The 22,771-nt window shown below is 64.9% G+C and carries 20 protein-coding genes, 1 tRNA gene and 1 other RNA gene; 10 read left to right on the top strand and 12 right to left on the bottom strand.

Annotated elements, in window-relative coordinates; all coding sequences use genetic code 11:
- Positions 1 to 46: 46 nt before the first annotated feature.
- The 5 genes from fadD5 to CH286_RS11375 all read left to right on the top strand — a co-directional run bounded on the left by fadD5 (position 47) and on the right by CH286_RS11375 (position 4,562).
- Entirely contained in the window at positions 47 to 1,621 is a 1,575-nt protein-coding gene (gene fadD5 / locus CH286_RS11395) for a fatty-acid--CoA ligase FadD5 (RefSeq protein ID WP_052058344.1), read from the top strand.
- Between the two features lie 234 nt (positions 1,622 to 1,855).
- Positions 1,856 to 2,170, top strand: coding sequence for an integration host factor, actinobacterial type (mihF, locus tag CH286_RS11390; RefSeq protein WP_008712632.1), 315 nt, complete (start codon positions 1,856 to 1,858; stop codon positions 2,168 to 2,170).
- Positions 2,171 to 2,217: 47 nt separating this feature from the next.
- Complete coding sequence (locus CH286_RS11385; RefSeq protein ID WP_027494547.1) at positions 2,218 to 2,700, top strand: cation:proton antiporter regulatory subunit; 483 nt, start codon at positions 2,218 to 2,220, stop codon at positions 2,698 to 2,700.
- Between the two features lie 19 nt (positions 2,701 to 2,719).
- Positions 2,720 to 3,892, top strand: coding sequence for a cation:proton antiporter (locus tag CH286_RS11380; RefSeq protein ID WP_032404541.1), 1,173 nt, complete (start codon positions 2,720 to 2,722; stop codon positions 3,890 to 3,892).
- A 13-nt stretch (positions 3,893 to 3,905) separates the two neighbouring features.
- The gene (locus CH286_RS11375; protein WP_052058345.1) at positions 3,906 to 4,562 is read left to right on the top strand and encodes a GntR family transcriptional regulator; all 657 of its coding nucleotides are present in this window, start codon (positions 3,906 to 3,908) and stop codon (positions 4,560 to 4,562) included.
- Between the two features lie 58 nt (positions 4,563 to 4,620).
- Here CH286_RS11375 and CH286_RS11370 read toward each other — a convergent pair whose 3' ends face one another.
- Together CH286_RS11370 and CH286_RS11365 are read right to left on the bottom strand one after the other, a co-directional pair.
- Complete coding sequence (locus CH286_RS11370; RefSeq protein WP_032404540.1) at positions 4,621 to 6,756, bottom strand: 3-hydroxyacyl-CoA dehydrogenase NAD-binding domain-containing protein; 2,136 nt, start codon at positions 6,754 to 6,756, stop codon at positions 4,621 to 4,623.
- Positions 6,757 to 6,765: 9 nt separating this feature from the next.
- Positions 6,766 to 7,977 (bottom strand): acetyl-CoA C-acetyltransferase, encoded by a 1,212-nt coding sequence (locus CH286_RS11365; protein WP_032379975.1) that lies wholly within the window; start codon positions 7,975 to 7,977, stop codon positions 6,766 to 6,768.
- Positions 7,978 to 8,211: 234 nt separating this feature from the next.
- Here CH286_RS11365 and CH286_RS11360 point away from each other — a divergent pair, with 234 nt between their 5' ends.
- On the top strand, positions 8,212 to 8,448 hold the full coding sequence (locus CH286_RS11360) for a hypothetical protein (RefSeq protein WP_032379974.1): 237 nt from the start codon (positions 8,212 to 8,214) through the stop codon (positions 8,446 to 8,448).
- A gap of 12 nt (positions 8,449 to 8,460) precedes the next feature.
- Here the strand turns inward: CH286_RS11360 and CH286_RS11355 are convergent, their stop codons facing one another.
- The 3 genes from CH286_RS11355 to CH286_RS11345 are packed head-to-tail and all read right to left on the bottom strand — an operon-like array spanning position 8,461 to position 13,908.
- A complete protein-coding gene (locus tag CH286_RS11355; RefSeq protein WP_037150098.1) occupies positions 8,461 to 10,842 on the bottom strand; it encodes a DNA polymerase III subunit gamma and tau in 2,382 nt (793 codons plus the stop codon).
- 44 nt (positions 10,843 to 10,886) lie between these two features.
- Positions 10,887 to 13,280, bottom strand: a complete 2,394-nt coding sequence (locus tag CH286_RS11350; RefSeq protein ID WP_037150044.1) for a helicase-associated domain-containing protein — start codon at positions 13,278 to 13,280, stop codon at positions 10,887 to 10,889.
- A 52-nt stretch (positions 13,281 to 13,332) separates the two neighbouring features.
- Entirely contained in the window at positions 13,333 to 13,908 is a 576-nt protein-coding gene (locus CH286_RS11345) for an HhH-GPD-type base excision DNA repair protein (RefSeq protein ID WP_037150100.1), read from the bottom strand.
- 97 nt (positions 13,909 to 14,005) lie between these two features.
- Between CH286_RS11345 and CH286_RS11340 the strand changes: the two genes are divergently transcribed.
- Positions 14,006 to 14,590: a DUF6461 domain-containing protein gene (locus CH286_RS11340; RefSeq protein WP_037150047.1), complete on the top strand. Its 585-nt coding sequence runs from the start codon at positions 14,006 to 14,008 to the stop codon at positions 14,588 to 14,590.
- A gap of 20 nt (positions 14,591 to 14,610) precedes the next feature.
- On the opposite strand, the gene CH286_RS11335 is transcribed toward CH286_RS11340, so the two are convergent.
- The 3 genes from CH286_RS11335 to phoU form a co-directional block, all read right to left on the bottom strand.
- The gene (locus tag CH286_RS11335) at positions 14,611 to 14,934 is read right to left on the bottom strand and encodes a hypothetical protein (RefSeq protein WP_037150050.1); all 324 of its coding nucleotides are present in this window, start codon (positions 14,932 to 14,934) and stop codon (positions 14,611 to 14,613) included.
- 252 nt (positions 14,935 to 15,186) lie between these two features.
- The gene (locus CH286_RS11330) at positions 15,187 to 15,990 is read right to left on the bottom strand and encodes a transglutaminase-like domain-containing protein (protein ID WP_052058346.1); all 804 of its coding nucleotides are present in this window, start codon (positions 15,988 to 15,990) and stop codon (positions 15,187 to 15,189) included.
- Between the two features lie 37 nt (positions 15,991 to 16,027).
- Positions 16,028 to 16,681, bottom strand: coding sequence for a phosphate signaling complex protein PhoU (gene phoU, locus CH286_RS11325; protein WP_032404535.1), 654 nt, complete (start codon positions 16,679 to 16,681; stop codon positions 16,028 to 16,030).
- 105 nt (positions 16,682 to 16,786) lie between these two features.
- On the opposite strand from phoU, the gene CH286_RS11320 reads away from it, so the two are divergent.
- A complete protein-coding gene (locus tag CH286_RS11320) occupies positions 16,787 to 17,116 on the top strand; it encodes a YnfA family protein (RefSeq protein ID WP_037150053.1) in 330 nt (109 codons plus the stop codon).
- A gap of 25 nt (positions 17,117 to 17,141) precedes the next feature.
- Here CH286_RS11320 and CH286_RS11315 read toward each other — a convergent pair whose 3' ends face one another.
- Positions 17,142 to 18,437 (bottom strand): lipase family protein, encoded by a 1,296-nt coding sequence (locus CH286_RS11315; RefSeq protein WP_037150055.1) that lies wholly within the window; start codon positions 18,435 to 18,437, stop codon positions 17,142 to 17,144.
- Positions 18,438 to 18,559: 122 nt separating this feature from the next.
- A complete protein-coding gene (locus CH286_RS11310) occupies positions 18,560 to 19,231 on the bottom strand; it encodes a TetR/AcrR family transcriptional regulator (protein ID WP_037150057.1) in 672 nt (223 codons plus the stop codon).
- A gap of 105 nt (positions 19,232 to 19,336) precedes the next feature.
- On the opposite strand from CH286_RS11310, the gene CH286_RS11305 reads away from it, so the two are divergent.
- On the top strand, positions 19,337 to 20,854 hold the full coding sequence (locus CH286_RS11305; RefSeq protein ID WP_037150060.1) for an MFS transporter: 1,518 nt from the start codon (positions 19,337 to 19,339) through the stop codon (positions 20,852 to 20,854).
- A 63-nt stretch (positions 20,855 to 20,917) separates the two neighbouring features.
- Here the strand turns inward: CH286_RS11305 and CH286_RS11300 are convergent, their stop codons facing one another.
- Together CH286_RS11300 and ffs are read right to left on the bottom strand one after the other, a co-directional pair.
- Complete coding sequence (locus tag CH286_RS11300; protein ID WP_037150063.1) at positions 20,918 to 22,204, bottom strand: aminotransferase class I/II-fold pyridoxal phosphate-dependent enzyme; 1,287 nt, start codon at positions 22,202 to 22,204, stop codon at positions 20,918 to 20,920.
- A gap of 54 nt (positions 22,205 to 22,258) precedes the next feature.
- Positions 22,259 to 22,353, bottom strand: an RNA gene (gene ffs / locus CH286_RS11295) — signal recognition particle sRNA small type.
- Positions 22,354 to 22,448: 95 nt separating this feature from the next.
- Here ffs and CH286_RS11290 point away from each other — a divergent pair.
- A tRNA-Ser gene (locus CH286_RS11290) sits at positions 22,449 to 22,536 on the top strand.
- The last annotated feature ends 235 nt before the right edge of the window (positions 22,537 to 22,771 follow it).

Genomic DNA, 22,771 nt, shown 5'->3' with positions numbered 1-22,771 from the left:
GCTGCATCACATTTCACCGTTATCGACAGGCCCAGAGGAGCAGTCCATGAGCGAACGGTCCGGCGTTGCCGAGTACATCGAGCAACCCCATCTCGCACGCCGGAACAATTGGAACAATCAGGTTCGACGACACGCCCTGATGCAGCCTGCGGCCGTGGCGCTTCGGTTCCAAGGGCGATCGATCAGCTGGCGCGAACTCGACGACAGAGTGTCGCGGTTCGCCGGCGCACTCGCCGGTCTCGGCGTCGGATTCGGTGATCGCGTGCTCATTCTCATGCTCAATCGACCGGAGTATCTCGAGGCGGTGCTGGCGATCAACGCACTCGGCGCACTGGCCGTGCCGGTGAATTTCCGTATGACTGCACCGGAGGTGGCGTTCCTCGCGCAGAACAGCGGGTCCACCGTAGTGATCACCGACGAGACCCTTGCACCTCTGGCCGAATCAGTGGTCGCACAGAGTGATTCACTGAACGCCGCCGTCACCGTCGGGGAGTCGTACGAGACCATGCTCTCGGGCAGCGAGCCTGCGCACATCGTCGACGTCCCCGACGACGCTCCGGCACTGATCATGTACACCTCGGGTACCACCGGCAGGCCGAAGGGTGCGGTGCTGACCCACGCCAACATGCAGGCACAGGCGCTCACCTGCATTCGGGCACTGCAGATGAACGCCACCGACGAGGTCGGCTTCTGCGCGTCGCCGATGTTCCATATCGCCGCACTGGGCAGCCTCGCCCCCAGTCTGCTGCTCGGCATTCCGACCGTCGTCCACCCGGTGGGCGCTTTCGATCCGGGAACGCTGCTGGACGTCCTTGCGGCCGAAGGGGTCACCAACCTGTTCCTCGTCCCGGTGCAATGGCAGGCCATGTGCGCCGAGCAGGCGCGTAGTCCCAGAACGCTTGCGCTGCGGGTTGTTTCCTGGGGCGCCGCACCGGCGTCCGACACAGTCCTGCGAGCGATGTCGGAGACCTTTCCCGATGCGCTGAACGTGGCGGTGTTCGGACAGACCGAGATGTCGCCCATCACCTGCGTGCTCGACGGAGTCGACGCCCTGCGCAAGATCGGCTCGGTCGGCCACGTGATCCCGACCGTGTCGGCGCGCATCGTCGACGACGAGATGAACGACGTGGCTCCAGGCGAGATCGGCGAAATCGTCTATCGGGGACCGACAACGATGCGTGAATACTGGGAGAACCCGGACGCGACGGCCGATGCCTTTCACGGCGGATGGTTTCATTCCGGCGACCTCGTGCGTCAGGACGAGGAGGGCTTCGTGTTCGTCGTCGACCGCAAGAAAGACATGATCATCTCCGGCGGCGAGAACATCTACTGCGCCGAGGTCGAGAACGTCCTGTTCGCTCACCCCAGGATCCGCGAAGCCGCGGTGATCGGCCGGCCCGACGAGCGTTGGGGCGAGGTACCCGTTGCGGTGGTCGCTCTGCACGATTCCGAGGGTGCGCCCGATCTCGTGCTCGACGAATTGATCGTGTGGCTCGGCGACCATCTGGCGCGGTTCAAACACCCCAAGGAACTGGTCGTCGTCGACGCGCTCCCACGCAACGCGAGCGGCAAGGTTCTCAAGGTCGCCCTCAGGAAGTCTTACGCTCCGGCAACAGTCTGACGACCCCCATACGAGGCGTCGAACACCCGCCGTTGCGGGGTCCCGACGGGCCGATGTGCTGGTCGGGGCACACCACGAATCGGATAGGACGTAGCCTGGCTGGGAAGGTTCGGTGGTTCGACCGTGAATGACACCCGTGTTGTTCGGTTAGATTGGAAGAGCCACCAGGCACGATGCAAGAGGGTCGAGACCTGTCAACGAGCGACGGGTCACCACAATCGAGGAGAACAGGCCATGGCTTTACCAGTACTGACACCGGAACAGCGCACCGCGGCGCTGGCCAAGGCGGCCGAGGCACGCACTGCGCGGTCGAAGCTGCTCGCATCCGTCAAGTCCGGCGAACTCAGCGTCGCTGACGTTCTCGCCAAGGCGGAGAACGACGAGATCGTCAAGAAGACCAAGGTGTCCGCCCTGATCAAGGCCCTGCCGGGTGTTGGATCCGTGCGCGCCGCACAGCTGCTCGAGCAGCTGTCCATCGCCGATACCCGCCGTATCGGTGGCCTCGGTGCCAACCAGCGCGAAGCACTGCTGGCTGCCGTCGCATCCTGATTCGCAACTTGCGATAACGCGTTACCCGCAGGGCTAGCATTTCGACCATGAACGTCGAAGTGACCCTGCTGCCGGGAATCGGGGTGCGGAAGGATTTCGCCCTCGCTTCCGGGCGTCGCATAGGCGTCATCACCCGCAAGGACGGCGCGAACGAGTTGATCGTCTCGCGCAAGGACGACCCCGATGCGACGCAGGCATCGATCACGCTGAGCAATGAGGAAGCGGCGGCCCTGGGCAATCTGCTCGGGTCGCCGCAACTCATCGCTCAGCTCGGGGAAGAGCATCGTGACCTCCCCGGAATCAACACTCGCCAACTTCCCATTCGCGCGAATTCACGGTTCGTCAGCCGCACACTCGGTGACACCGCGATGCGCACCAAAACCGGGGTGTCGGTCGTTGCTGTCATGCGCGCCGGCCAGGTACAGCCCTCCCCCACCCCCGACTTCACACTGGCCGCCGGTGACCTGCTGGTCGCCGTCGGTACCGCGGACGGACTGGACGCAGCAGCCAAGTTACTCGGCAATGCCTGAGATCAGTCGGGGCTGAGCAGTGGCCGAGAGCGCCCTTGCCCTCACCGAGCTGGGCGCAGTGTTCTTCGTTCTCGGACTTCTCGCCCGTCTCGCGGGACGTATCGGTGTCTCCCCCATCCCGTTCTATCTGCTCGGCGGTCTCGCATTCGGCAACGGCGGCATCATCGACCTCGGCGGCATCGGCGAGTTCAGTGAGATCGCCAGCGAAATCGGCGTCATCCTGTTGCTGCTTCTGCTCGGACTCGAATACACCGCCGCCGAACTCGTCACCGGACTCCGCCGATCCTGGATGGCTGGACTGGTGGACATCGCACTGAACTTCGCGCCGGGTGCAGTGGCCGCGCTGCTCCTCGGCTGGGGCGGGGTCGGAGCGCTCGTGCTGGGCGGCGTCACCTACATCTCGTCGTCGGGCATCATCGCGAAAGTGCTCACCGATCTGGGCCGACTCGGAAACCGCGAAACGCCGGTCGTGCTGTCGATCCTGGTGTTCGAGGACCTGGCGATGGCCATATACCTGCCGATCCTCACCGCGGTACTGAGCGGAGTGAGTTTCCTCGGCGGGCTGGAAGCCCTCGGAATCTCACTGTTGGTCATCACCTTCGTGCTCGTGGTCGCGCTGCGCTACGGCAGGTTCGTCTCCGCCATCGTCGACAGCCCCGACCGCGAGGTGGTCCTGCTCAAAGTCCTCGGATCGGCATTGCTGGTAGCAGGCGTCGCGTCGGAACTGCAGGTCTCCGCGGCTGTCGGTGCGTTCCTGCTGGGAATCGCGATTTCCGGATCGACGGCCGACAACGCCACCCGCATTCTCGAACCGCTCCGCGACCTGTTCGCGGCGATGTTCTTTGTGGTCTTCGGGCTCGGTACCGACCCCGCAACCATCCCACCGGTGCTCGGCTGGGCCGTCGTGCTCGCGGTCACGACGACAGCCACCAAGGTCGCGACCGGCTGGTGGGCGGCGGGGCGTCAGGGAATTGGGAGACCGGGCCGACTACGCGCCGGTGCGGCTTTGGTGGCGCGCGGAGAGTTCTCCATCGTCATCGCCGGATTGGCCGTCGCCGCAGGCGCGGTCGAAGGCGAACTGGCGGCCCTGGCGACGGCATACGTGCTGCTGATGGCCATTCTGGGACCGATCGCCGCCCGCGTCGTCGAACCGGTCGCGCGGGTAGTACTACGCACCAAGCCCGCGGTGTGATTGGCTTTTCGACATGGCAGAGAAGCGGACGGCTCTGAGGCGACGGCCGCAGTTGTCCGAGGAAGTCGCCAGCCACGTCCGGCACCGCGTGATGTCCGGTGAAGTGAGCCCGGGCGACTTCATCCGACTGGACGAGACCGCCGCCGAGCTCGGGGTCAGCGTCACCCCGGTACGCGAGGCCCTGCTGACCTTGCGGGGTGAGGGCATCGTCGAACTCGTCCCGCATCGCGGATACAAGGTCTCGCCGCTGACGCCGAACGACATCGTCGACATCTTCTGGTTGCAGGGACGGATCGCCGTCGAATTGGTGCGGCGCGCCGCACCCAGAATCACCGAGACCGAGCTGGATCAGCTCGCTGAACTCACCGCAGCGCTGTCGACTGCCGTCGAGAACGGCCGGGCCGAGGACGTCGAGAACATCGAATTCGAGTTCCATCGTGTGCTGAACCGTTTGGCCGACTCGTCCAAGCTGGCGTGGTTCCTCAACAACGCCACCCGCTACACCCCCACCCGCCTGTACGCGACCGACCGCGAGTGGGGACGAGCAGCAGTGCGCAACCACGAGGAGCTCATCGAGGCACTGGTTCGAAACGACATCGACGCCGCCTGCGAATTGATGAAGCAACAATTCACAGACGGCGCCGAGAGGTTGATCGCGCACCGCGGGTGAGCGCTACGCGCAGGTGAGCGGAACCTCGTAGTGGGCTACGAGTTTCCGCTCACATGGGTCAGCGCAGCGACGCGGGAACCTGGAAGCGATCGCCGTACTTCTTGGCCAATTCGTCTGCACGAGTGACGAATCCGGCCTGACCACCCGGGTAGCCGACGACGTACTGGTGCACGCCGCCTGTCCAGGCCGGGAAGCCGATGCCGAAGATCGAGCCGATGTTGGCGTCAGCGGTGGTGTTCAGCACACCCTCGTCGAAGCACTTCTGCGTCTCGATGGCCTCGATGAACAGCATGCGCTCCTTGAGGTCCTCGAACGGAATGTCCGCCGAACCCGACTTGAACGCATCACGCAGTCCGGGCCACAGGCCGGCGCGCTTGCCGTCCTCGTACTCGTAGAAGCCCGCACCCTTGGCCTTCGACGGACGCTCGAACTCGTCGACCATCTTGTCGATGACCTCGCCGGCCGGGTCCTCGGGCGGAGTTCCACCGGCAGCCTTGATGGCGTCGTAGGTCTCCTTGCGGATCTTCTGCATCAGGTTGAGCGTGAGCTCGTCCGAAAGCTGCAGTGGCGCAGCCGGGTAACCGGCCTGCAGACCAGCCTGCTCGATGGTCGACGGCTCGACGCCCTCGCCCAGCATCGCGATGGCCTCGTTGATGAACGTGCCGATCACGCGAGAGGTGAAGAAGCCGCGACTGTCGTTGACGACGATCGGGGTCTTCTTGATGATCTGCACCAGGTCGAATGCCTTGGCCAAGGCCGCATCCGACGTCTTCTCGCCGCGGATGATCTCCACCAGCGGCATCTTGTCGACGGGTGAGAAGAAGTGAATTCCGATGAAGTCTTCCTGACGCTTGATGCCCTGAGCCAAGCTGGTGATGGGCAGCGTCGAGGTGTTGGAACCGAGCAGCGCCGTCGGATCGACGAGGTCCTCGATTTCCTGGAACACCTTCTGCTTCAACTCTTCCGACTCGAAGACGGCCTCGATGACGAGGTCAGCGCCTTCGACGTCCTTGGCATCGGCCGTCGGGTGGATACGCGCGAGCAGAGCGTCGGACTTCTCCTGGGTGGTCTTGCCACGCGAGAGGGCCTTGGCTTCGATGGCCTCCGAGTACGCCTTGCCCTTCTGCGCCGACTCGATGGCAACGTCCTTGAGCACCACGTCGATTCCGGCCTTGGCACACACGTACGCGATGCCCGCGCCCATCATGCCCGCGCCGAGAACCGCAACCTTGGTGAAGGTGGTCTTCTCGATGCCGTCGGGACGGGACTTGCCGGCGTTGATCGCCTGCAGATCGAAGAAGAACGCCTGAATCATGTTCTTGGACACCAGACCGGTGACCAACTCGGTGAAGTAACGCGACTCGATGGTGCACGCGTTGTCGAAATCGACCTGCGCACCTTCGACGGCGGCGGCGAGAATCGCGCGCGGAGCCGGCATCGGTGCACCCTTGATCTGCTTGCGCAGGTTGGACGGGAATGCAGGCAGGATCTGCGCGAGCTTCGGGTTCGACGGCGTACCGCCGGGGATCTTGTAGCCCTTGACGTCCCACGGTGCGACGCCACCCTCCGGGTTGGCCTTGATCCAGGCCTTCGCGGTGGGCACCAATTCGTCGACGCTGCCGACCAATTCGTGAATCAGACCGATCTCGAGAGCCTTCGCCGGGCGGAACCGGGTGCCCTGGGCGAGGACGGTCATGAAGCCCGTCTGGATACCGAGAAGTCGCGTGATGCGGGCAACGCCACCGCCACCGGGCAGCAGCCCCAGCGAGACCTCGGGCAGACCGATCTGGACACCGGGAACATCGGCCGCGATGCGGTGATGGGTCGCGAGGGCGATCTCGAGTCCGCCGCCGAGTGCAGCGCCGTTGATGGCGGACACGACCGGCTTGCCGAGCTTTTCGATGCGACGCAGCTGCCCCTTGACTTCCTGGACCTCGTCGAACACCTGCTGGGCGTCCTCCGGCTTGGCTGCGATGAGCGTGTGCAGATCGCCGCCGGCGAAGAACGTCTTCTTGGCGGAGGTGATCACGACGCCGGTGATGGAGTCCACCTCGGCCTCGAGGCGATCGACGGTGGCACCCATCGAGTCCTTGTACAGCTGGTTCATCGTGTTGGCGCCCTGGTTGGGGTCGTCCATCGTCAGGACGACAATGCCGTCGGCGTCCTGGTCCCACTGAATCATGTTGTCAGACATCGTAATACCTCAGACTCGCTCGATGATGGTGGCGACGCCCATGCCGCCGCCGATGCACAGGGTGATCAACGCGTATCGGCCGCCGCGACGCTCGAGCTCGTCGAGCACGGTGCCGGTGATCATGGCTCCGGTTGCACCGAGCGGGTGACCCATGGCGATGGCACCGCCGTTGACGTTCAGCTTCTCGTTCGGGATCTTCAGATCCTTCTGGAAACGCAGCACCACGGAGGCGAACGCCTCGTTGAGCTCGAAGAGATCGATGTCGTCGACGGTCAGGCCCGCGGTTGCGAGAACCTTCTTCGACGCCGGAGTCGGCCCGGTCAGCATGATGGTCGTATCGGCACCACTGGTCGCGGTCGCAACGATGCGGGCCCGCGGAACCAGGTTCAGGTCCTTACCGGCCTGCTCGCTACCGACGAGGACGAGAGCCGCGCCGTCGACGATGCCGGAGCTGTTGCCGCCGGTGTGGACGTGCTCGATCTTCTCGATCCAGTGGTACTTCTGCAGCGCGACGTCGTCGAACCCGCCCATGGCCGCGATACCGGTGAAGGCCGGGTTCAGCTTGCCGAGCGATTCCACGGTGCTGCCCGGACGCATGTGCTCGTCCTGATCGAGGATCAGCAGGCCGTTCTGGTCGGTGACCGGAACGACGGATTTGGCGAAGTAACCACCCGACCATGCTGCGGCGGCACGTTCCTGGGACTGGACTGCGTACGCGTCGACGTCCTCGCGGGTGAAGCCCTCGATGGTGGCGATGAGGTCGGCACCGATGCCCTGCGGGGCGAAGTAGGTGTCGTAGTTGGTGACGGGGTCCATGGCCCACGCGCCACCGTCACTGCCCATCGGCACGCGCGACATCGACTCGACGCCGCCGGCGATGACCAGTTCGTCCCAGCCCGAACGCACCTTCTGCGCGGCCAGGTTGACCGCTTCGAGGCCGGACGCGCAGAAGCGGTTGAGCTGAAAGCCGCCGACGGTGTCGGGCATCTTCGCAGCGAGCACAGCCGTACGAGCGATGTCGGCACCCTGATCTCCGACGGGTGAGACCACTCCGAGAATGAGGTCGGAGATCCGGTTCTCGTCCATGTCCGGGAAACGTCGACGAAGCTCGTCGATCAGGCCGGTCACCAGGGAAATGGGCTTCACCGAATGCAGGGAGCCGTTCTTTCCCTTACCTCGGGGAGTCCTGATGGCCTCGTAAATGAATGCCTCTGTAGTCACAGCGCGCAGTTCCTTCCAGATACTCGATCTTCTCGCGGTCGCCGTCACGGCCGACCGCATCGGTGCGAGGCCATGGCAGACCTCAGCTCATGCCACAGTAGGGCCGCGAGAAGACCCGGCGTAAGGACCGAAACGAGCGTTGTAGATGACCCGACGCTCCGGTTCAGGTTTGAACGACCTGTGCGTGGGACACTCCGAAAGATCAGATTTACCGAGCGTGGAAGAAGACCGACCATGGAAACCGACAACGAATTGACCGTGGGTTCGCGCGTCAAGGTACACATTCGCACCCCCGGCACCGACGAGAACGCCGGCCAGGAAGCCTACGAATCGGGCGCGATCGTCGAGGATTTCGGCGTTCAGGCAGCCGACACCACATCGCGAGAGTGGGCAGTGGCCAGGCGCTGGGCCGTGGCATTGGACAGCGGGCGACTCGTGTTCGCCGACAACGAGGATCTCACCGTCGGCTGAATCGGCTGTCTGTCAGGTCTCCTTGAGCGGTACCGCTCCCAATTCACTGACCAACAGCTCCATCGCCACCGTTTCCGGGTCGCGGCGAACCGTCGGATCCGCAGGCTCGGCCGCAGCCTTGAGCAGTTCTTCCTCGTCCTCCGGCGTCTCCGGTGGCGGTGGGCCTACCGGCTCCGGCTCGTCGGGATAATCCGGTGCCTCGGGCATCGGTATGTCGGCGTCGCCGGTCGATCCGTCGCCCGCTGATCCGAAACCGTCCGACGTGGGACGGGAAGCCCCTGCCTGGCTCGGCCTCGAGAACTTCGGCAGCGACGCGGGTTTCGCTGCCGGTTCATCTTTTTTTGCTGATGACGCTTCCGGTGGGGCCGCCGCCCCGACCAGACACACCACCGACCACTCCACCCCGAACACATCACGCAGGGCGTCGCGAATGACGTCGGCGTTGCGCGGTTCCTCCAGCCGTTTGGCCAGCGGTGCCGAATCGTGGCCGAGCGTGATGGTGCCGTTCTCGACGGTGCGCACCGAAGCGCCGGAGAGCATGACCTCGACGGTCCTGCTCCGGTCTCGCACCTTGGTGCGTACCTCGGACCACACCGCGCGCACCGCAGCCGCGTCGGGCTCGTTCGATGCAGCAGCAGGAGCCGCCACAGGTTCGGGTTCCGGCTCGAATACGGGTTCCGGTTCGGGGCCGTAGTCGTCCTCCGGTTCCGGGGGAAAGTCCTCGTGCGGCACGGAGGCAACTGGGCTCTCGGTCTGCTGCGCTGCAACGGAATCCGCAGATTTCGGTGTCGAATCGGGTTCAGGTGCCGCTGCCGGTTCAGGTGCCGCTGCCGGTTCAGGTGCCGCTGCCGGTTCTAGTTCCGCAACGGGCTCTGGCTCCGCGACGGGCTCGGAGGTCGGAGACGGCTCGGGCGTCGCGACAGGTTCCGGAGTCGGAGCGGCGGGCACCGGTTCCACCACGGGCTCGGGTGCCACAACAGGGGCGGGGGTAGGAGCCGCCGGCGGTGGTGTCGGTGGTGGTGTCGGTGCCGGCGCGGGTGTCGCTTCGGCAGCCGAGGGCCGTTGGGACGGTCGCTGGAACTTGCTCGGCGGGGCTGAACTGGGCGGGGTGACACTCGATGGTGCCGAGCTCGACTGCGCCGAATCGAACGCGGACGGCTGCTCGACTGCGTGCACCTGCGGTCGCGTCGGGTCGGCCGCTGCTTGCGCGACGGCTGCCTGCTCCCCTGCCGGCAGTGTGACATCGAGTCGACGTTCCACACGCTCTAGCCGTTGCAGCACAGCCGATTCCGCATCGGAGGCCGAGGGCAACAGCATCCGAGCACACATCACTTCGAGCAGCAGACGCGGCGCAGTGGCACCGCGCATCTCACCGAGGCCCGAGTGCACGATTTCGGCATAGCGGGTCAGCGTCGCCGAACCGAGCAGATCCGCCTCGTCACGGAGTCGTTCGAGGACGTCGCCCGGCACGTCGACCAGCCCGCGCTCACCGGCGTCGGGCACGGCCTTCATCAGGATCAGATCTCGCAGCCGGTCGAGGAGATCGACGGCGAAGCGGCGTGGGTCGTGGCCCGCGTCCATCACCTTGTCGACGGTGCCGAACAGTGCGCCGCCGTCGCCCGCAGCCAATGCGTCGACAGCCTCGTCGATGAGTGCGACGTCGGTGACGCCGAGCAGCGACAGAGCCCGTGGGTACGTAACGCCCTCGGGCCCGGCTCCGGCCAGCAACTGATCCATGACGCTGAGCGAGTCACGGGGCGAGCCGCCGCCTGCGCGGATGACCAACGGATAGACCGCATCCTCGACCGGGACCTGTTCCTGGCCGCAGATCTTCTCCAGCAGAACGCGCATCGTCGACGGCGCGAGCAGCCGGAAGGGGTAATGGTGGGTACGCGAGCGGATGGTGGGGAGCACCTTCTCGGGCTCGGTGGTCGCGAAGATGAAGACCAGATGCTCCGGCGGCTCCTCGACGACCTTGAGCAGCGCGTTGAAGCCCGCCGGGGTCACCATGTGGGCCTCGTCGATGATGAAGATGACGTAGCGCGATTCGGCCGGGGCGTAGACCGCTTTGTCGCGCAGATCTCGGGCATCGTCGACGCCACCGTGGCTGGCCGCGTCCATCTCGACGACGTCGAAGTTGCCGGGGCCACCGGGTGCGAGTGCAACGCAGGAGTTGCACACTCCGCACGGCGTCGACGTCGGCCCTTCCGCGCAGTTCAGCGATCGGGCGAGGATGCGCGCCGAGGAGGTCTTTCCGCAGCCACGCGGGCCGGAGAAGAGGTAGGCGTGGTTGATTCTGTTGCTGTCCAACGCCACGCTGATCGGCTCGGTGACGTGCTCCTGGCCGACGACTTCGGCGAACGTCGCGGGACGGTACTTCCGGTAGAGGGCCACGCCCGAAAGGGTACCGGCGACCACGGACACAGTTGCACCGCGCGTCACCGTGGGCCGGTGGAGACCGCTCTGATGTTCATGATTGCGAAGCTCTCCCTGGTACCGGTGGAATCGGAGAGCGCGAACAGCCAGTTGCCGTCTTGCAGGGCATCCGAGATCGCGTGCCGCACGATGGCACCCTTGGAGTTCTGGTAGTCGATCGAGACAGGCGTGCCCCGTGCTGCGGCGTCGGTCAACACATCGAGCTCCCTCGGCAGCAATCGGCTGTGATGTTGCAGTGACGCCCGCACTCGGGCCTCGTCGACGCGGCCCGAGTCGCCGGTGCGCAACAGCCGTGCCAGCTCCCGTGGATCGTGTCGACGCGGTGCAGGGTGGCCGGCCTGATGCGTTGTCCTCTCGGTCGCCGCGCGCACCCGAGGTGCGCTGTCGAGTTCGAGCTGCCCGGTATCGGAGTGCCGCACCGGGGAGTATCCGTGCCTGCGAAGGACGGCGATCGTGTCTATCGGTGTTGCCGAACTGACCAGGACCGTGGGCGCGAGCCGATGGAACTCGAGCACCGCCAGCGCCTCGTCTTCCTCGATGGTGGTGAGCAGTACGACGTCCTCGGAGACGATGGCGCAGGGAATCCTGCGCACCGCGAGCGCGCCGTAGGTGCGCCAACAATCCTTGATCGTGTACGCCAGCGCTTGGGGGACGTCGCCCCCGGCCATCCCGGTCAAGGCCTCGATCAGCTCGTCGCCGGAGCCGCCGGTGTCGAAGAAGCTGCGGATGGTCGCCGGAGTGAACCGCCAGACCGACGCCACTTCCCTCGATTCCGGCTGTGCGGCCGCGCCGAGTATCGACGCCACCTCGGTGCTCGGCGGTCCGGTGACCACTGCTGTCGAATCGGGCAGCAACCGCACCGAGAACGGCACCCGGTCGGCCATGTCCTGCAGCTGCTCGGTCAGAGCCGCGGCGATCTGACGGCGATCACCGTCTCGGCCGACGGGAAACTCCGCGAGGATGCTGCACAGATCGGTCGGTGCACCGCCGGCCAGCACCCCGAGTCGAGTGGCCTCGGTCCAGAGCGCACGCACATGACCTGCCCCGGCGCTCGTCGAGACGACAGGGATGTGCCAGTCGAGGTAGCAGGCGAATTCGTCCTGGCCGGACAGCACGGTCGTCCGAGCGTCGGGACCGGCGTGTCGCAGGAGAGCCGTCAGTGCCGTCGCGCGCAGGTCTGCCGCCGCAGGATCGTCGAGCATCTTCTTGAGCACCGGCACGGTCTTCTGCGAGGCTCGCGGTACCCGATGGGTGGGCGTGAACGGTGAACACCACCAGGCAGCCAGCAACGCGGCCGCCTGCTCTGCTCGCGTGCTCGTCGACCACGTTTCGTACGCCGAGGTCAAAGCGACGCCGGTCTTTCCTCGTTCAGCGATCAATCCGGCCTCGCGCGCCAGCATCAGCATCAGCGCGGTGTCGTGCTCGTCGGCAAATCCCAGGCGCGTCGTCAGCGAACGGAGCTCTCTAGCGCTGACACCACCGGTCTTCATCATCGTCAGGCCGTCTGTATCGACGGCCGTCAGCAGCGCCTGTGTGTGCTCACAGAACTGCAGCAGCGCAATGGAACGTGCGCGCCGTACGTCGTCCTGCGAGAGCACGCTCGCGGCAGAACTCGGCGGACCGAGTTCGATGGGTAAGCGCCAGCCCTGCCCTCGCAGCGCGATGCTCACCTCCAGCGGCATCTCGACGCGATGCCCGTCCAGTCGATACAGCAACCCCCGTTCGAAAGCGGCGGCACCTGCGGTCGGCGGCACATCGAAGATCAGCGACACCGGATTGCCATCGACGAAGCGAGACAACATCTCTCGCATCTCGACCGGGCCGTCGTCGTACAGGGCGCGGATTCGTTCGGGGGTCATCGCGGCTGCGACGGCGTCCGCGCGTGCAGCCCGGTCCAGCGAAGGGTCGACGCCAACACGGGTCAGCACGGCCAACCGATCCTGTTCGACGGCGCAGCGCAGGAACAACTTTCGCTGCCGCAGAGCCAGTCCGAACGGATGCGAGAACACCCCGGACAGATCGACGGGACAGAATTCGACCGTGTCCGAGCCTTCCGAAGTGTGCGGCCGGATCAGACCGTAGGACATCAGCTCGGCCAGTGCGGCCTCGATGTCCGGCGTGTGGTTCGCCGTTCCCTCGCAGACCCAGTGACCGACCTCGGCTCGAGTGAGATCGCCCATGAGGGCGAACAATTCGAGCAGATCCAGCGCACCCCGGTCAAGTTTGCGAGGCAAGGCCGCCACCCGCCACGGCGAGCCGAGCAACTGTGCGAGCAATCCGAACGAGCGCGGCGGGGGGTCGGTTGCCACATCCGGCCGACGGCGGAGCAGACCGGTCAGCTCGTCCTCGCCGAGCGACGCCAGCCACCCCTCGTACGTCCCGATACTCTCGGTCATTTCTTCCCCCCGGTGAAAGTTCTGCCGAAGGTACCGCCGGCCACCGACAGACTTACTTCTTCTTGGCTGCCGCTTTCGCTGCCTTCTTGAATTCGCGCACCTCGAGCAGCGACTTCTCGTCCACTACGTCGGCGATGGATCGACGCGCGCCGTCGTCGCCGTACGCTCCGGCTGCCTTGCGCCACCCGTCGGGCGTGACGCCCATCTGCTTGCCGAGCAGCGCGAGGAAGATACGTGCCTTCTGATCGCCGTATCCGGGGAGCGCTTTCAGACGCTTCAGCACCTCGGCACCGTCGGGGTTCTCGCGGGTCCAGATCTCCTGCGGTGTGCCGTCGTAGTTCTCGACCAGAAACGCTGCGAGCCCCTGGATGCGCTTGGCCATCGAGCCGGGGAACCGATGCACGGCCGGGGTCTGCGCACACAATGCAGCGAATTCGTCCGAATCGGCGTCGGCGACGGTGTCGACTTTCAGATCACCGAGGCGGTCGACGAGCTTCTTCGGGCCGGCGAACGCCGATTCCATCGGCACCTGCTGATCGAGCAGCATGCCGATCAACAGCGCGAACGGATCCTCGGCGAGCAGTGCATCGGCCTCCGGATCGCCGACGAGGTGCAGTGTGCGAGACATGGCTCCGATCCTGCCATGCACCTCCCACCGTGAACATGTTTGAAGGCCATCGAACACTGCTCTGGTACCGGGTCTTCGATGATGAAAGGCTCGTCTCATGACTACGAACGAGATTTCGCAAAGCCAGTTCGACTGGGCCGATGAGGACGACCGCTTCGACCTGGGCCTGTGTTTCACGCTCGTGCGCTCGACGGATCCCGAGGCTGTGCTCGCGGTTTTCGCGTCGGTGAATCCCACGAAATCTCGGAAGCCCGCCGACATGGATGTCGACGATTGGTCCGATTCCCTCCCCGACGGTGACATGGCCAGACGCTATGCCGGCGTAGCGGGCGATTGGGTCTGGGTACTCGAAGAGTTCACAATTTCAGGCTTGCTGTCCCCTGTTCCGGAGAAACTGTCCGACACATTCGGCACCAGCATCACCGTGCAGTGGGATGTGAATACGCTCTCCACCTTCGTATATGCAGTCGATGGTGTGATCGAGCGGCAGTTCGAGCTCGGCCGCGAAGCCGACCCCACCGACCGATCTGCTCCCGACGGCTACCTAGACGAGGAGGACGGAATCGACTGGGAGCAATGGATGTCCGGTGGCCTCTGCCTGCAGGCACGGCTTGCCGGGGTGGTAGCGCTGACAGTTGATCCGATCGATCCTGTCATCGTCGAAACGTGCAACGAGGGTTGAGGCGAACCGCGCGCCGGACGTCAGTCGACCGATCCGGCCACTCCCAACGCGATTGCCTGTGAGAGTGGTCGGTCGATACTGGTGGCGCGAGCCGCGATCTGCACGTCCACTCGGGTCCCCGACGGTTTGACCAACGTGACTTCCTCGATCGGGTCTCCGTCGAGAGTCATTGTGCTCGAACCCGGATTGTCGTCACGAAATTGCGAACCGTCCGCCAATGTCACTGCACGACCAGGGTTCTCGGATGGCTCGTAGTCCGCGTCGATCGCTCTGATCAAGAGGGTGCCGTCGCCGGCCTTCAGGGCTCCACACGCTTCGGCCGATCCTGAAGGTGCGGTTCGCATCGAGTCTAGAGGTCTGTCGAGTTCTACTGGAATCTCAACCGGTTGCCAGAAGTCGTCCAGTGAAGCATTGAGGCGTTCGACAGTCCGAGACGAGAACTGCCCTGTGCCCTCGGAATTGGTGTCACACGAAATCGGAAGCGGCAGTATTCCATCCGGAACTGGTGTGGACGAGAGCAATTCCGGCCGCAGCCTAACGCGGCTCCGACTCGACCCGATCAGGTGCCAGGAGCGGAGCCCGCAGGAGCGACCCAGTCAGGTGATGGACACCAGTTGAGTGATGTCGTCGAAGGGCAAGGGCCCGTCGACGACGGCTCCGACGACGGCACTGTTGAGGATGATCGATCCGCCGTGGTTGTCCAGGAACGCGGTATCGGCTGCGTCCCGTCCGGTGGCGATGCGGACCAGAGTCGATCGCGGCGCGAGGCAGGTCGCATCCACCACTCGCCATTGGCCTTCGACGAAGGCTTCGGCGACCGCGTGGAAGTCCATCGGATCGCAGCCCGGCGCGTAGACCGCTACCAGGCGAGCAGGGACGTTGACCGCACGAAGCAGGGCCACCACGAGGTGGGTGTAATCGCGGCACACTCCGGCACCGGCGAGGAGAGTGTCCACAGCGCCGTCGATGGGGTCGCTACTGCCCGGGACGTAGCTCAGCCGCGCCCCGACCCAGGACGAGACCTCGGCGAGCAACTTCTCCGACGGCGGGTAGGAACCGAATTCGGTTGCTGCGAAGCCGAAGAACTTGTCGGCTTCGGAGTAGCGGCTGGGCCGCAGGTACAGCGAGAGATCGTAATCGGAGACCGGGGCCGGCTCGGTGTTGCCGTAGATGGTTGCCGAGTACGACGCCTCGAGCTTCCCGACTCCGGCGTACAGCTTGTGGATGCGGGTGCCGTGCGCGCCGCTGATCTCCTGCGCTTCGACCGGCTGACCGTCGAGTGTGAACGACAGAGCTTCCCACACTTCGGTTCCTGGATGCGGTGCGATCGCGATCTGGAACTCGAGGGTGCTGGCCTCGGTCACGTCGACATCGAGGTACGCGGAGACGTCACGTTTCATCGTGCCGATCCTGCCATCTCCGAGCCGTTCGCGCAGATCATGACTCGTCGGTGAGGCGTTCGCCCGTCACCAGGAATATGACTCTCTTGGCGACCTCGACCGTGTGATCGGAATAGCGCTCGTAGAACCGGCCGAGCAACGTGATGTCCACTGCGGCAGGCACGCCGTGCGGCCAATCGGGTGCGGAGGTCAACATGAACAGGCTGCGATGCAGTGCGTCCATTTCCTCGTCCTGAATGCGCAGGCTTGCGGCAAGTTCGGCGTCTCTGGTTTCCAGCACGCGTTGCGTGGCCTCGGCCTGCGCGACGGCAACTCGACCCATCTGCTCGAACACGCCCTCGACTTCGGGCGGCAGTACGTGCGCGGGATGGCGGCGACGAGCCAGTTCGGCAATATGCACTGCAAGGCCGCCCATTCGCTGCAGATCGGCGACGATGTTGATGCCGGAGACGACTCGGCGTAGGTCGTGAGCAACGGGTGCCTGCAAGGCAAGGAAGCCGAACGCTCCGTGCTCCCATTCGACCGCGAGTGCATCGATCTCATCGCGGTATTCGATGGTCTGTTCGGCGAGGACGATGTCTGCCGTCAGCAATGCCCGGGTGGCGTCCTCCATTGCCTTCTCGGCAATTCTCGACATTTCGGACAGGTCCGACGCCAAAGTGTCGAGCGCCTCCGTGTAACTGTCCCTCATGTACTACTCACCCCTACCGAATCAGCCCTCGACGCGGGGCCTGTAGGTCTGTACCCCCAAACGCATCCTTCTACACCGGGTCGGTGCCGTGGGAGCCTTTGTCGCATGAACATTGTGAAGTCGGTCATGTTGTTCGCGGTAGCCGCCCTGTTCGAGATCGGCGGGGCATGGCTGGTGTGGCAGGGAATTCGCGAGCATCGGGGATGGCTGTGGGCCGGAGCCGGGGTGATCGCCCTCGGCGCCTACGGCTTTGTCGCAACCTTGCAACCCGACGCCAACTTCGGCCGCATCCTCGCCGCGTACGGCGGAGTGTTCGTGGCCGGGTCGCTGCTCTGGGCCATGGTGCTCGACGGCTTTCGGCCCGACCGCTGGGACATCACCGGCGCGTCGATCGCCTTGATCGGTGTCGCGGTGATCATGTACGGCCCGCGCTGACTCGCGCGGGCCGTACTTCAGCAGATCAGCAGTTCGACGGTGCAGGCACTCCGTAGAACCGATCCTTGATCCAGTTCTGCGCCTCACCGAGACCCAAGATATCTGGAATGAGGTGTCCCGCACCGGATCCGGGGACGATCGCGGGAACCTGCGCGGAGCTCAGCTGCACGGTGGCACCCTTGCCGCACCAGTCACCGGCCAGACCGACTGCCTGTCCGTGAGGCACGATGTCGTCGGACGTACCGGACTGGATCAGCACCGGAGCATTCGGCGTACGTTCACCGATCTTGTTCTTGGCCAGGATCTCCTGAGCGACGGGCAACCTGTCCAGCACCACCGACAGCGGCTCGCCGGTCTTGGTGTACTCGTTGGTGCGGTGCAGCCCGACGTTCAGAATCGTTTCTCCCACACACTGATTCGCCACCAAGTTCAGCATGGCCTTGCCTGCGTCGTTGATGTTCTCGTCGACGATCGGCCGCAGACCGGGGTCGGAATTGAGCAGACCGTTGAGGGTGTAGCCGATGACGCCCGTGAGGATGGTGCCGTCCACCTGCTCGAGAGTGGCCTTCAGATCTGCCGGCGGTGCGCCTGCGTAGGTGCCGACGAGGTTCATCTCGGGTGCGTAGTCATCCGCGAGTTCCGCTGCGGCAGCGGCTGCGCCACCACCCTGCGAGTAGCCGTACGCGGCCACCGGACCGTCTCCGGAAATCTTGGTGCCCTGCAGTTTCTGGGCCGCGCGGGCCGCGTCGAGCACAGCGTGCGCCTCCGAGGCGCGGTTGACGTACGTGTGCGCACCGGGCGTACCGAGGCCCTCGTAGTCGGTGATGACGACGCCATAGCCCTGGGACAGCAGCGAATACGCCGCGAGCACCTCGTACTCGACCATGAAGCCGAGCGGCGGGGTGTAGGTGATGACGTTGTTGAGCATCTTCGACGGCGCGCACTGATCGCCCTGACCCTGAGTTCCCGGGGCGAGTACCACCAGCGGACGCGGACCCGGGCCGGTCCATTCCGCGGCAGGATCGATGTAGGTGCCGGTGACGGCATTGGGCGCGTCGTTGGAGTCGGTGCTGCGGTACATGATTCGGGTGGCTGCACCGGGCAGCGGGCCGCCGATCCCGGGGACCGACAGAGCGAGATGCGAAGGCTCCGAACGGATCACGTCACCCGGCGAACCTGCGGGCAGCGGGCTCGGCGGTACGTAGAAATCGGATTCGACGGTCGAACCCGTAGAGGGGGCCGCTGACACCGCCGGTGCCGTCACCCCGATGATTACTGCCGCTACTGCGACGGCCGAACCGAACACGCGCTTGTACCGCACCCTGGAAACCCCCAACGTCGATCACTTGTCTTCAAGTGAGCGCTACCCCGTGTAGCACTTATCGTGACGCACCTTACGTGATGCGTCACACAACGCATAGGGCTAGTTTGGATTCCTCACCGTCAGCGTCGTCGCCGATGCATCGCGGCTTTGGCCACGTCGACTTCCTCGCTGGTGAACGGGCGGCCGGGCAGCGTCGATCGAGGAACGCCGTCACCCCGAAGCCCGTCGAGCAACACGGTGAAGTAGCGACGCCAGTTGGCGGCGTCGACGGCGGTGGAGAATTCGACGCTCGCGCCGATCATGCCGAGCACCGGATAGAAGTCGTTGACCGCGACGTCCGGCCGCAGCTGCCCTGATGCCAGTGCCCGATCGACGATCTTCTCGAAGAACGGATCGATGCGCGAACGAACCTGCGCGATGCCGCGGCAGCCCTCGTCCGTGCCGAGAACGACGTCGCCGAGACCACGGTCCGCCGACATTCCCTCACAGACCTGGGCCAGGAACTGCACCAGCCCTTCCCATGGATCCTTCGCCTCCAACGCCCGCTTTGCGGTTGCGAGCATGTCTTCGAGGCGTTGCTCGAATACACCGTCGATCAGTTCTTCCTTGCACGAGAAGCGTCTGTACACGGTTCCGACGCCCACCTTGGCGTGCGCCGCGACGTCGTCGAGCGTGATGTCGATGCCATGTGAGGCGAACAGCTCACGGGCCGCATCCACGATGCGACGTCGATTGCGTTCGGCATCTGCCCGTAGGGGCTTCGATGCCGTTGTGTCCGCTCTCACACTCATTCGATGTCCGTTTCACCCGATAAGCGGAGGACATTCCTCCACTTAGCTGCTACCTTTGCCCTACAACCGGAGGGTACACCTCCGCATAGTCGAACCGAGGACACTATGACCACCATTTCATCGGAGAACGTGGGCGACGCCACGTCGACCACTTCGCCGGTCGACGAGCGCGCGCATCGGAATCGTTGGCTGATTCTCGCGACGCTCGGACTGGCCCAGCTCATGGTCGTGCTCGACGCGACCATCGTGAACATCGCACTCCCCGCCGCCCAGCTCGACCTGGGCTTCGACAACGCCGACCGCTCCTGGGTCGTCACCGCGTATGCACTCGCGTTCGGCAGCCTGCTACTGCTCGGAGGCCGGCTCAGCGACCTGTTCGGACGGCGCAACACCTTCCTCATCGGACTCGTCGGCTTCGCGCTGATGTCGGCCGTGGGCGGCGCAGCCGTCAACTTCGGCATGCTCGTTGCTGCCCGCGCCGGTCAGGGCCTCTTCGGCGCTCTTCTCGCGCCTGCGGCTCTGTCACTGCTGGCCACCACCTTCACCGATACCAAGGAACGCGCCAAGGCATTCGGCATCTTCGGTGCCATCGCCGGCGGCGGCGGCGCACTCGGCCTGCTGCTCGGCGGCATGCTCACCGAATGGGCCAACTGGCGCTGGAGCCTGTACGTCAACCTGATCTTCGCCGCGCTCGCATTCGTCGGCGGCTTCCTGTTCCTGGCCAAGCACAAGGTCGACGTCCGACCCAAGCTCGACATCCCCGGCACGATCGCCGTCTCGGCCGCGCTGTTCTCGATCGTCTACGGCTTCGCCCACGCGGAGTCCGACGGCTGGGGCAACTCGGTCACCCTCGGATTCCTCGCCGCAGGTGTCGTCCTGCTCGCGGTGTTCGTGACCATCCAGATGCGCGTCGAGCACCCGTTGCTGCCGTTGCGGATTGTGCTTGACCGCACTCGTGCGGGATCGTTTCTCGCTGTATTCGTCACCGGCGCAGGCATGTTCGCGGTGTTCCTGTTCCTGACGTACTACCTGCAGAACACGCTGAAGTACACACCCATCACCACCGGGTTCGCATTCATGCCGATGATCGCGTCCCTGATTCTCACGGCGACACTGTCCACGGCACTGATCCTGCCCCGCTTCGGACCCCGCATCCTGATGACGACCGGCCTGATCGTGGCCTCCGTCGGAATGGGACTGCTGACGCAGATCGACATCGACAGCAGCTACGTCACGCACATCCTGCCCGGCCTGGTCATCATGGGCCTCGGACTCGGAGCCACCATGGCACCGGCCATGCAGGGCGCCATCTCCGGCGTCGACCCGGACGACTCCGGCGTCGCGTCGGCAACCGTGAACACGATGCAGCAGGTGGGCGGCTCGATCGGCACGGCGCTGCTGAGCACCGTCGCCGCCAACGCAGCCACCAGCTACGTCAGCACCAACATGGCAACGGCAACCGATGCGGGTCTGCTGCAAGCCAATGCCGAGATCGCCAGCTACACCACCACGTTCTGGTGGGCGTCGGGAATCTTCCTGCTCGGCGCAGTGCTGTCGGCCACGCTCCTGAAGAAGGGACCGTTGCCCACCGCTCCCGAAGGTGCGGTTGTCGTCGGGCACTGAGAGCGGCTTCGCCGCATGTGAGCGGAACCTCGTAGCCTGCTACGAGGTTCCGCTCACGTGCGTTCAGCCTTCGAGCAACTTCTCGGTCGCGGCCAGCAGCACGCAGGTCGCGACGCCGTCCATCGACTTCTCCAGCTCACCGAGCGAGGGGAAGCTCGGGGCGAGGCGAATGTTCTTGTCTTCCGGATCTTTTCCGTACGGGAAGGCCGAGCCGGCGGCCGTCAACGCAATTCCGGCGTCCTTGGCCAGCGCGATCGAGCGAGCGGCCGTGCCCTCGAGCACGTCGAGGCTGATGAAGTAACCACCCTTGGGTTCGGTCCACGAGGCGATCTTCGACGCCCCGAGCCGATCTTCGAGGATCTGCTGCACCAGGGCGAACTTGGGCTTCAGGATCTCGCGATGCTTGGCCATGTGGGCCCGCACCCCCTCGGCGTCGCCGAAGAAACGCAGATGCCGAAGCTGGTTGAGCTTGTCCGGACCGATGCTCTTCTTGCCGAGGTGCTTCTGATACCAGGCGAGGTTCTCCTCGGAGCTGCCGAAGAAGCTGACGCCCGCACCGGCGAACGTGACCTTCGACGTCGAGGCGAACACGAACGCACGATTGGGGAAACCTGCCTCGGCTGCCATCCCGATGACGTCGTAGGACGGCGCGAACTCCTCGGTCAGCGGGTGCACCGCGTAGGCGTTGTCCCAGAACAGACGGAAGTCGGGCGCTGCAGCGGGCATGGTGGCCAGCGCGCGAACGACTTCCTCCGAGTACACGGCACCCGTGGGATTGGCGTAGTTCGGCACCACCCACATGCCCTTGATCTGCGGATCCGACGCCACCAGAGTGGCGATCTCGTGCACGTCCGGGCCGTCGGGCCCCATCGGAACCGGGATCATCTCGATGCCGAAGCTCTCGGTGATCGCGAAATGTCGGTCGTAACCGGGAGCCGGGCAGAGGAAGCGAACGTTGGGCTCGGCCGACCACGCGCGCGGCGAATCGGGTAGTCCGTGCAGCAGCGCCCAGACCACCAGGTCCTGCATGATCTCGAGGCTGGCATTGTTACCGGCCACCAGGTTCTTCACCGGTATGCCGAGCAACTCGCCGAAGATGGCACGCAGTTCAGGCAGACCGGCGAGGCCACCGTAGTTGCGGCAATCGGTGCCGTTGCCGTCCTTGAAATCCGCGCCGGGAAGCGTCAGCAGATCGGCAGCGAGATCGAGCTGCTCGGGTGACGGCTTGCCGCGGGTGAGATCCAGCTTCAGATTCTCGGCCTTGAGCTGCGTGTACTTCGCGCTCTGCCGCTCGTGCTCGGAGGCGAGCTCCTCATGGTTCATCAGACCCAACTGGGTTTGCGCTGGCATGCGGAGCGGCCTCTCGGTGACTGGGTTCCCCGGACAGTGTTGATGTCACTGAAATAAAGGGGACCCCGCGCACCCGGCAGAGCCCATTGACCCTTGCTGCCTTCCGGCCCTGGGGGAGTTCACAGGATGCGCGCCGCGCGGGATCCGATAGGAAGTGTAGCCGCCTCCCGGCGGGCAACGCATCACCACCCTTCGCGCCTCCCGATTTGGGAGATGGTGGGGGTAACCGGGTAAGCTCCCCCACGGAGGATTCGCCTAGTGGCCTATGGCGCTCGCCTGGAACGCGGGTTGGGTTAACGCCCTCAGGGGTTCAAATCCCCTATCCTCCGCCAGAGAAGCCCCCGTGACATGTCACGGGGGCTTCTTGCTGTTCGAGGCGAGGGTGTTCACCCGGCCGCCCTGGTTCGCGCCCACCCCGTTCGCGCCCACCCCGTTCGCGTCAATGGACCCTTGCACCGGTCAGACGTATGTGCACCGCTCCCCGGAAGTTGGACTGAGTAATTCAGTTCCGACTACTGGGGAGCGTGTGCATGCGTGTACGAAGTTCACTTACAGAGGATCAGCGGG

It is taken from the genome of Rhodococcus sp. WWJCD1 (assembly GCF_002258735.1).
GTDB lineage: Bacteria > Actinomycetota > Actinomycetes > Mycobacteriales > Mycobacteriaceae > Rhodococcoides.
This window is presented reverse-complemented; position numbering and strand designations above follow the sequence as displayed.

Excerpts from the sequence above, each read along its gene's own strand:
- CH286_RS11305 (WP_037150060.1), top strand. The coding sequence starts at position 19,337 with ATGACCACCATTTCATCGGAGAACGTGGGCGACGCCACGTCGACCACT.
- CH286_RS11320 (WP_037150053.1), top strand. The coding sequence starts at position 16,787 with ATGAACATTGTGAAGTCGGTCATGTTGTTCGCGGTAGCCGCCCTGTTC.
- CH286_RS11300 (WP_037150063.1), bottom strand. The coding sequence starts at position 22,204 with ATGCCAGCGCAAACCCAGTTGGGTCTGATGAACCATGAGGAGCTCGCC.
- fadD5 (WP_052058344.1), top strand. The coding sequence starts at position 47 with ATGAGCGAACGGTCCGGCGTTGCCGAGTACATCGAGCAACCCCATCTC.
- mihF (WP_008712632.1), top strand. The coding sequence starts at position 1,856 with ATGGCTTTACCAGTACTGACACCGGAACAGCGCACCGCGGCGCTGGCC.
- CH286_RS11345 (WP_037150100.1), bottom strand. The coding sequence starts at position 13,908 with ATGTCTCGCACACTGCACCTCGTCGGCGATCCGGAGGCCGATGCACTG.
- CH286_RS11350 (WP_037150044.1), bottom strand. The coding sequence starts at position 13,280 with ATGACCGAGAGTATCGGGACGTACGAGGGGTGGCTGGCGTCGCTCGGC.
- CH286_RS11340 (WP_037150047.1), top strand. The coding sequence starts at position 14,006 with ATGACTACGAACGAGATTTCGCAAAGCCAGTTCGACTGGGCCGATGAG.
- CH286_RS11335 (WP_037150050.1), bottom strand. The coding sequence starts at position 14,934 with ATGCGAACCGCACCTTCAGGATCGGCCGAAGCGTGTGGAGCCCTGAAG.
- CH286_RS11385 (WP_027494547.1), top strand. The coding sequence starts at position 2,218 with ATGAACGTCGAAGTGACCCTGCTGCCGGGAATCGGGGTGCGGAAGGAT.
- CH286_RS11370 (WP_032404540.1), bottom strand. The coding sequence starts at position 6,756 with ATGTCTGACAACATGATTCAGTGGGACCAGGACGCCGACGGCATTGTC.
- CH286_RS11360 (WP_032379974.1), top strand. The coding sequence starts at position 8,212 with ATGGAAACCGACAACGAATTGACCGTGGGTTCGCGCGTCAAGGTACAC.
- phoU (WP_032404535.1), bottom strand. The coding sequence starts at position 16,681 with ATGAGGGACAGTTACACGGAGGCGCTCGACACTTTGGCGTCGGACCTG.
- CH286_RS11310 (WP_037150057.1), bottom strand. The coding sequence starts at position 19,231 with ATGAGTGTGAGAGCGGACACAACGGCATCGAAGCCCCTACGGGCAGAT.
- CH286_RS11375 (WP_052058345.1), top strand. The coding sequence starts at position 3,906 with ATGGCAGAGAAGCGGACGGCTCTGAGGCGACGGCCGCAGTTGTCCGAG.
- CH286_RS11330 (WP_052058346.1), bottom strand. The coding sequence starts at position 15,990 with ATGAAACGTGACGTCTCCGCGTACCTCGATGTCGACGTGACCGAGGCC.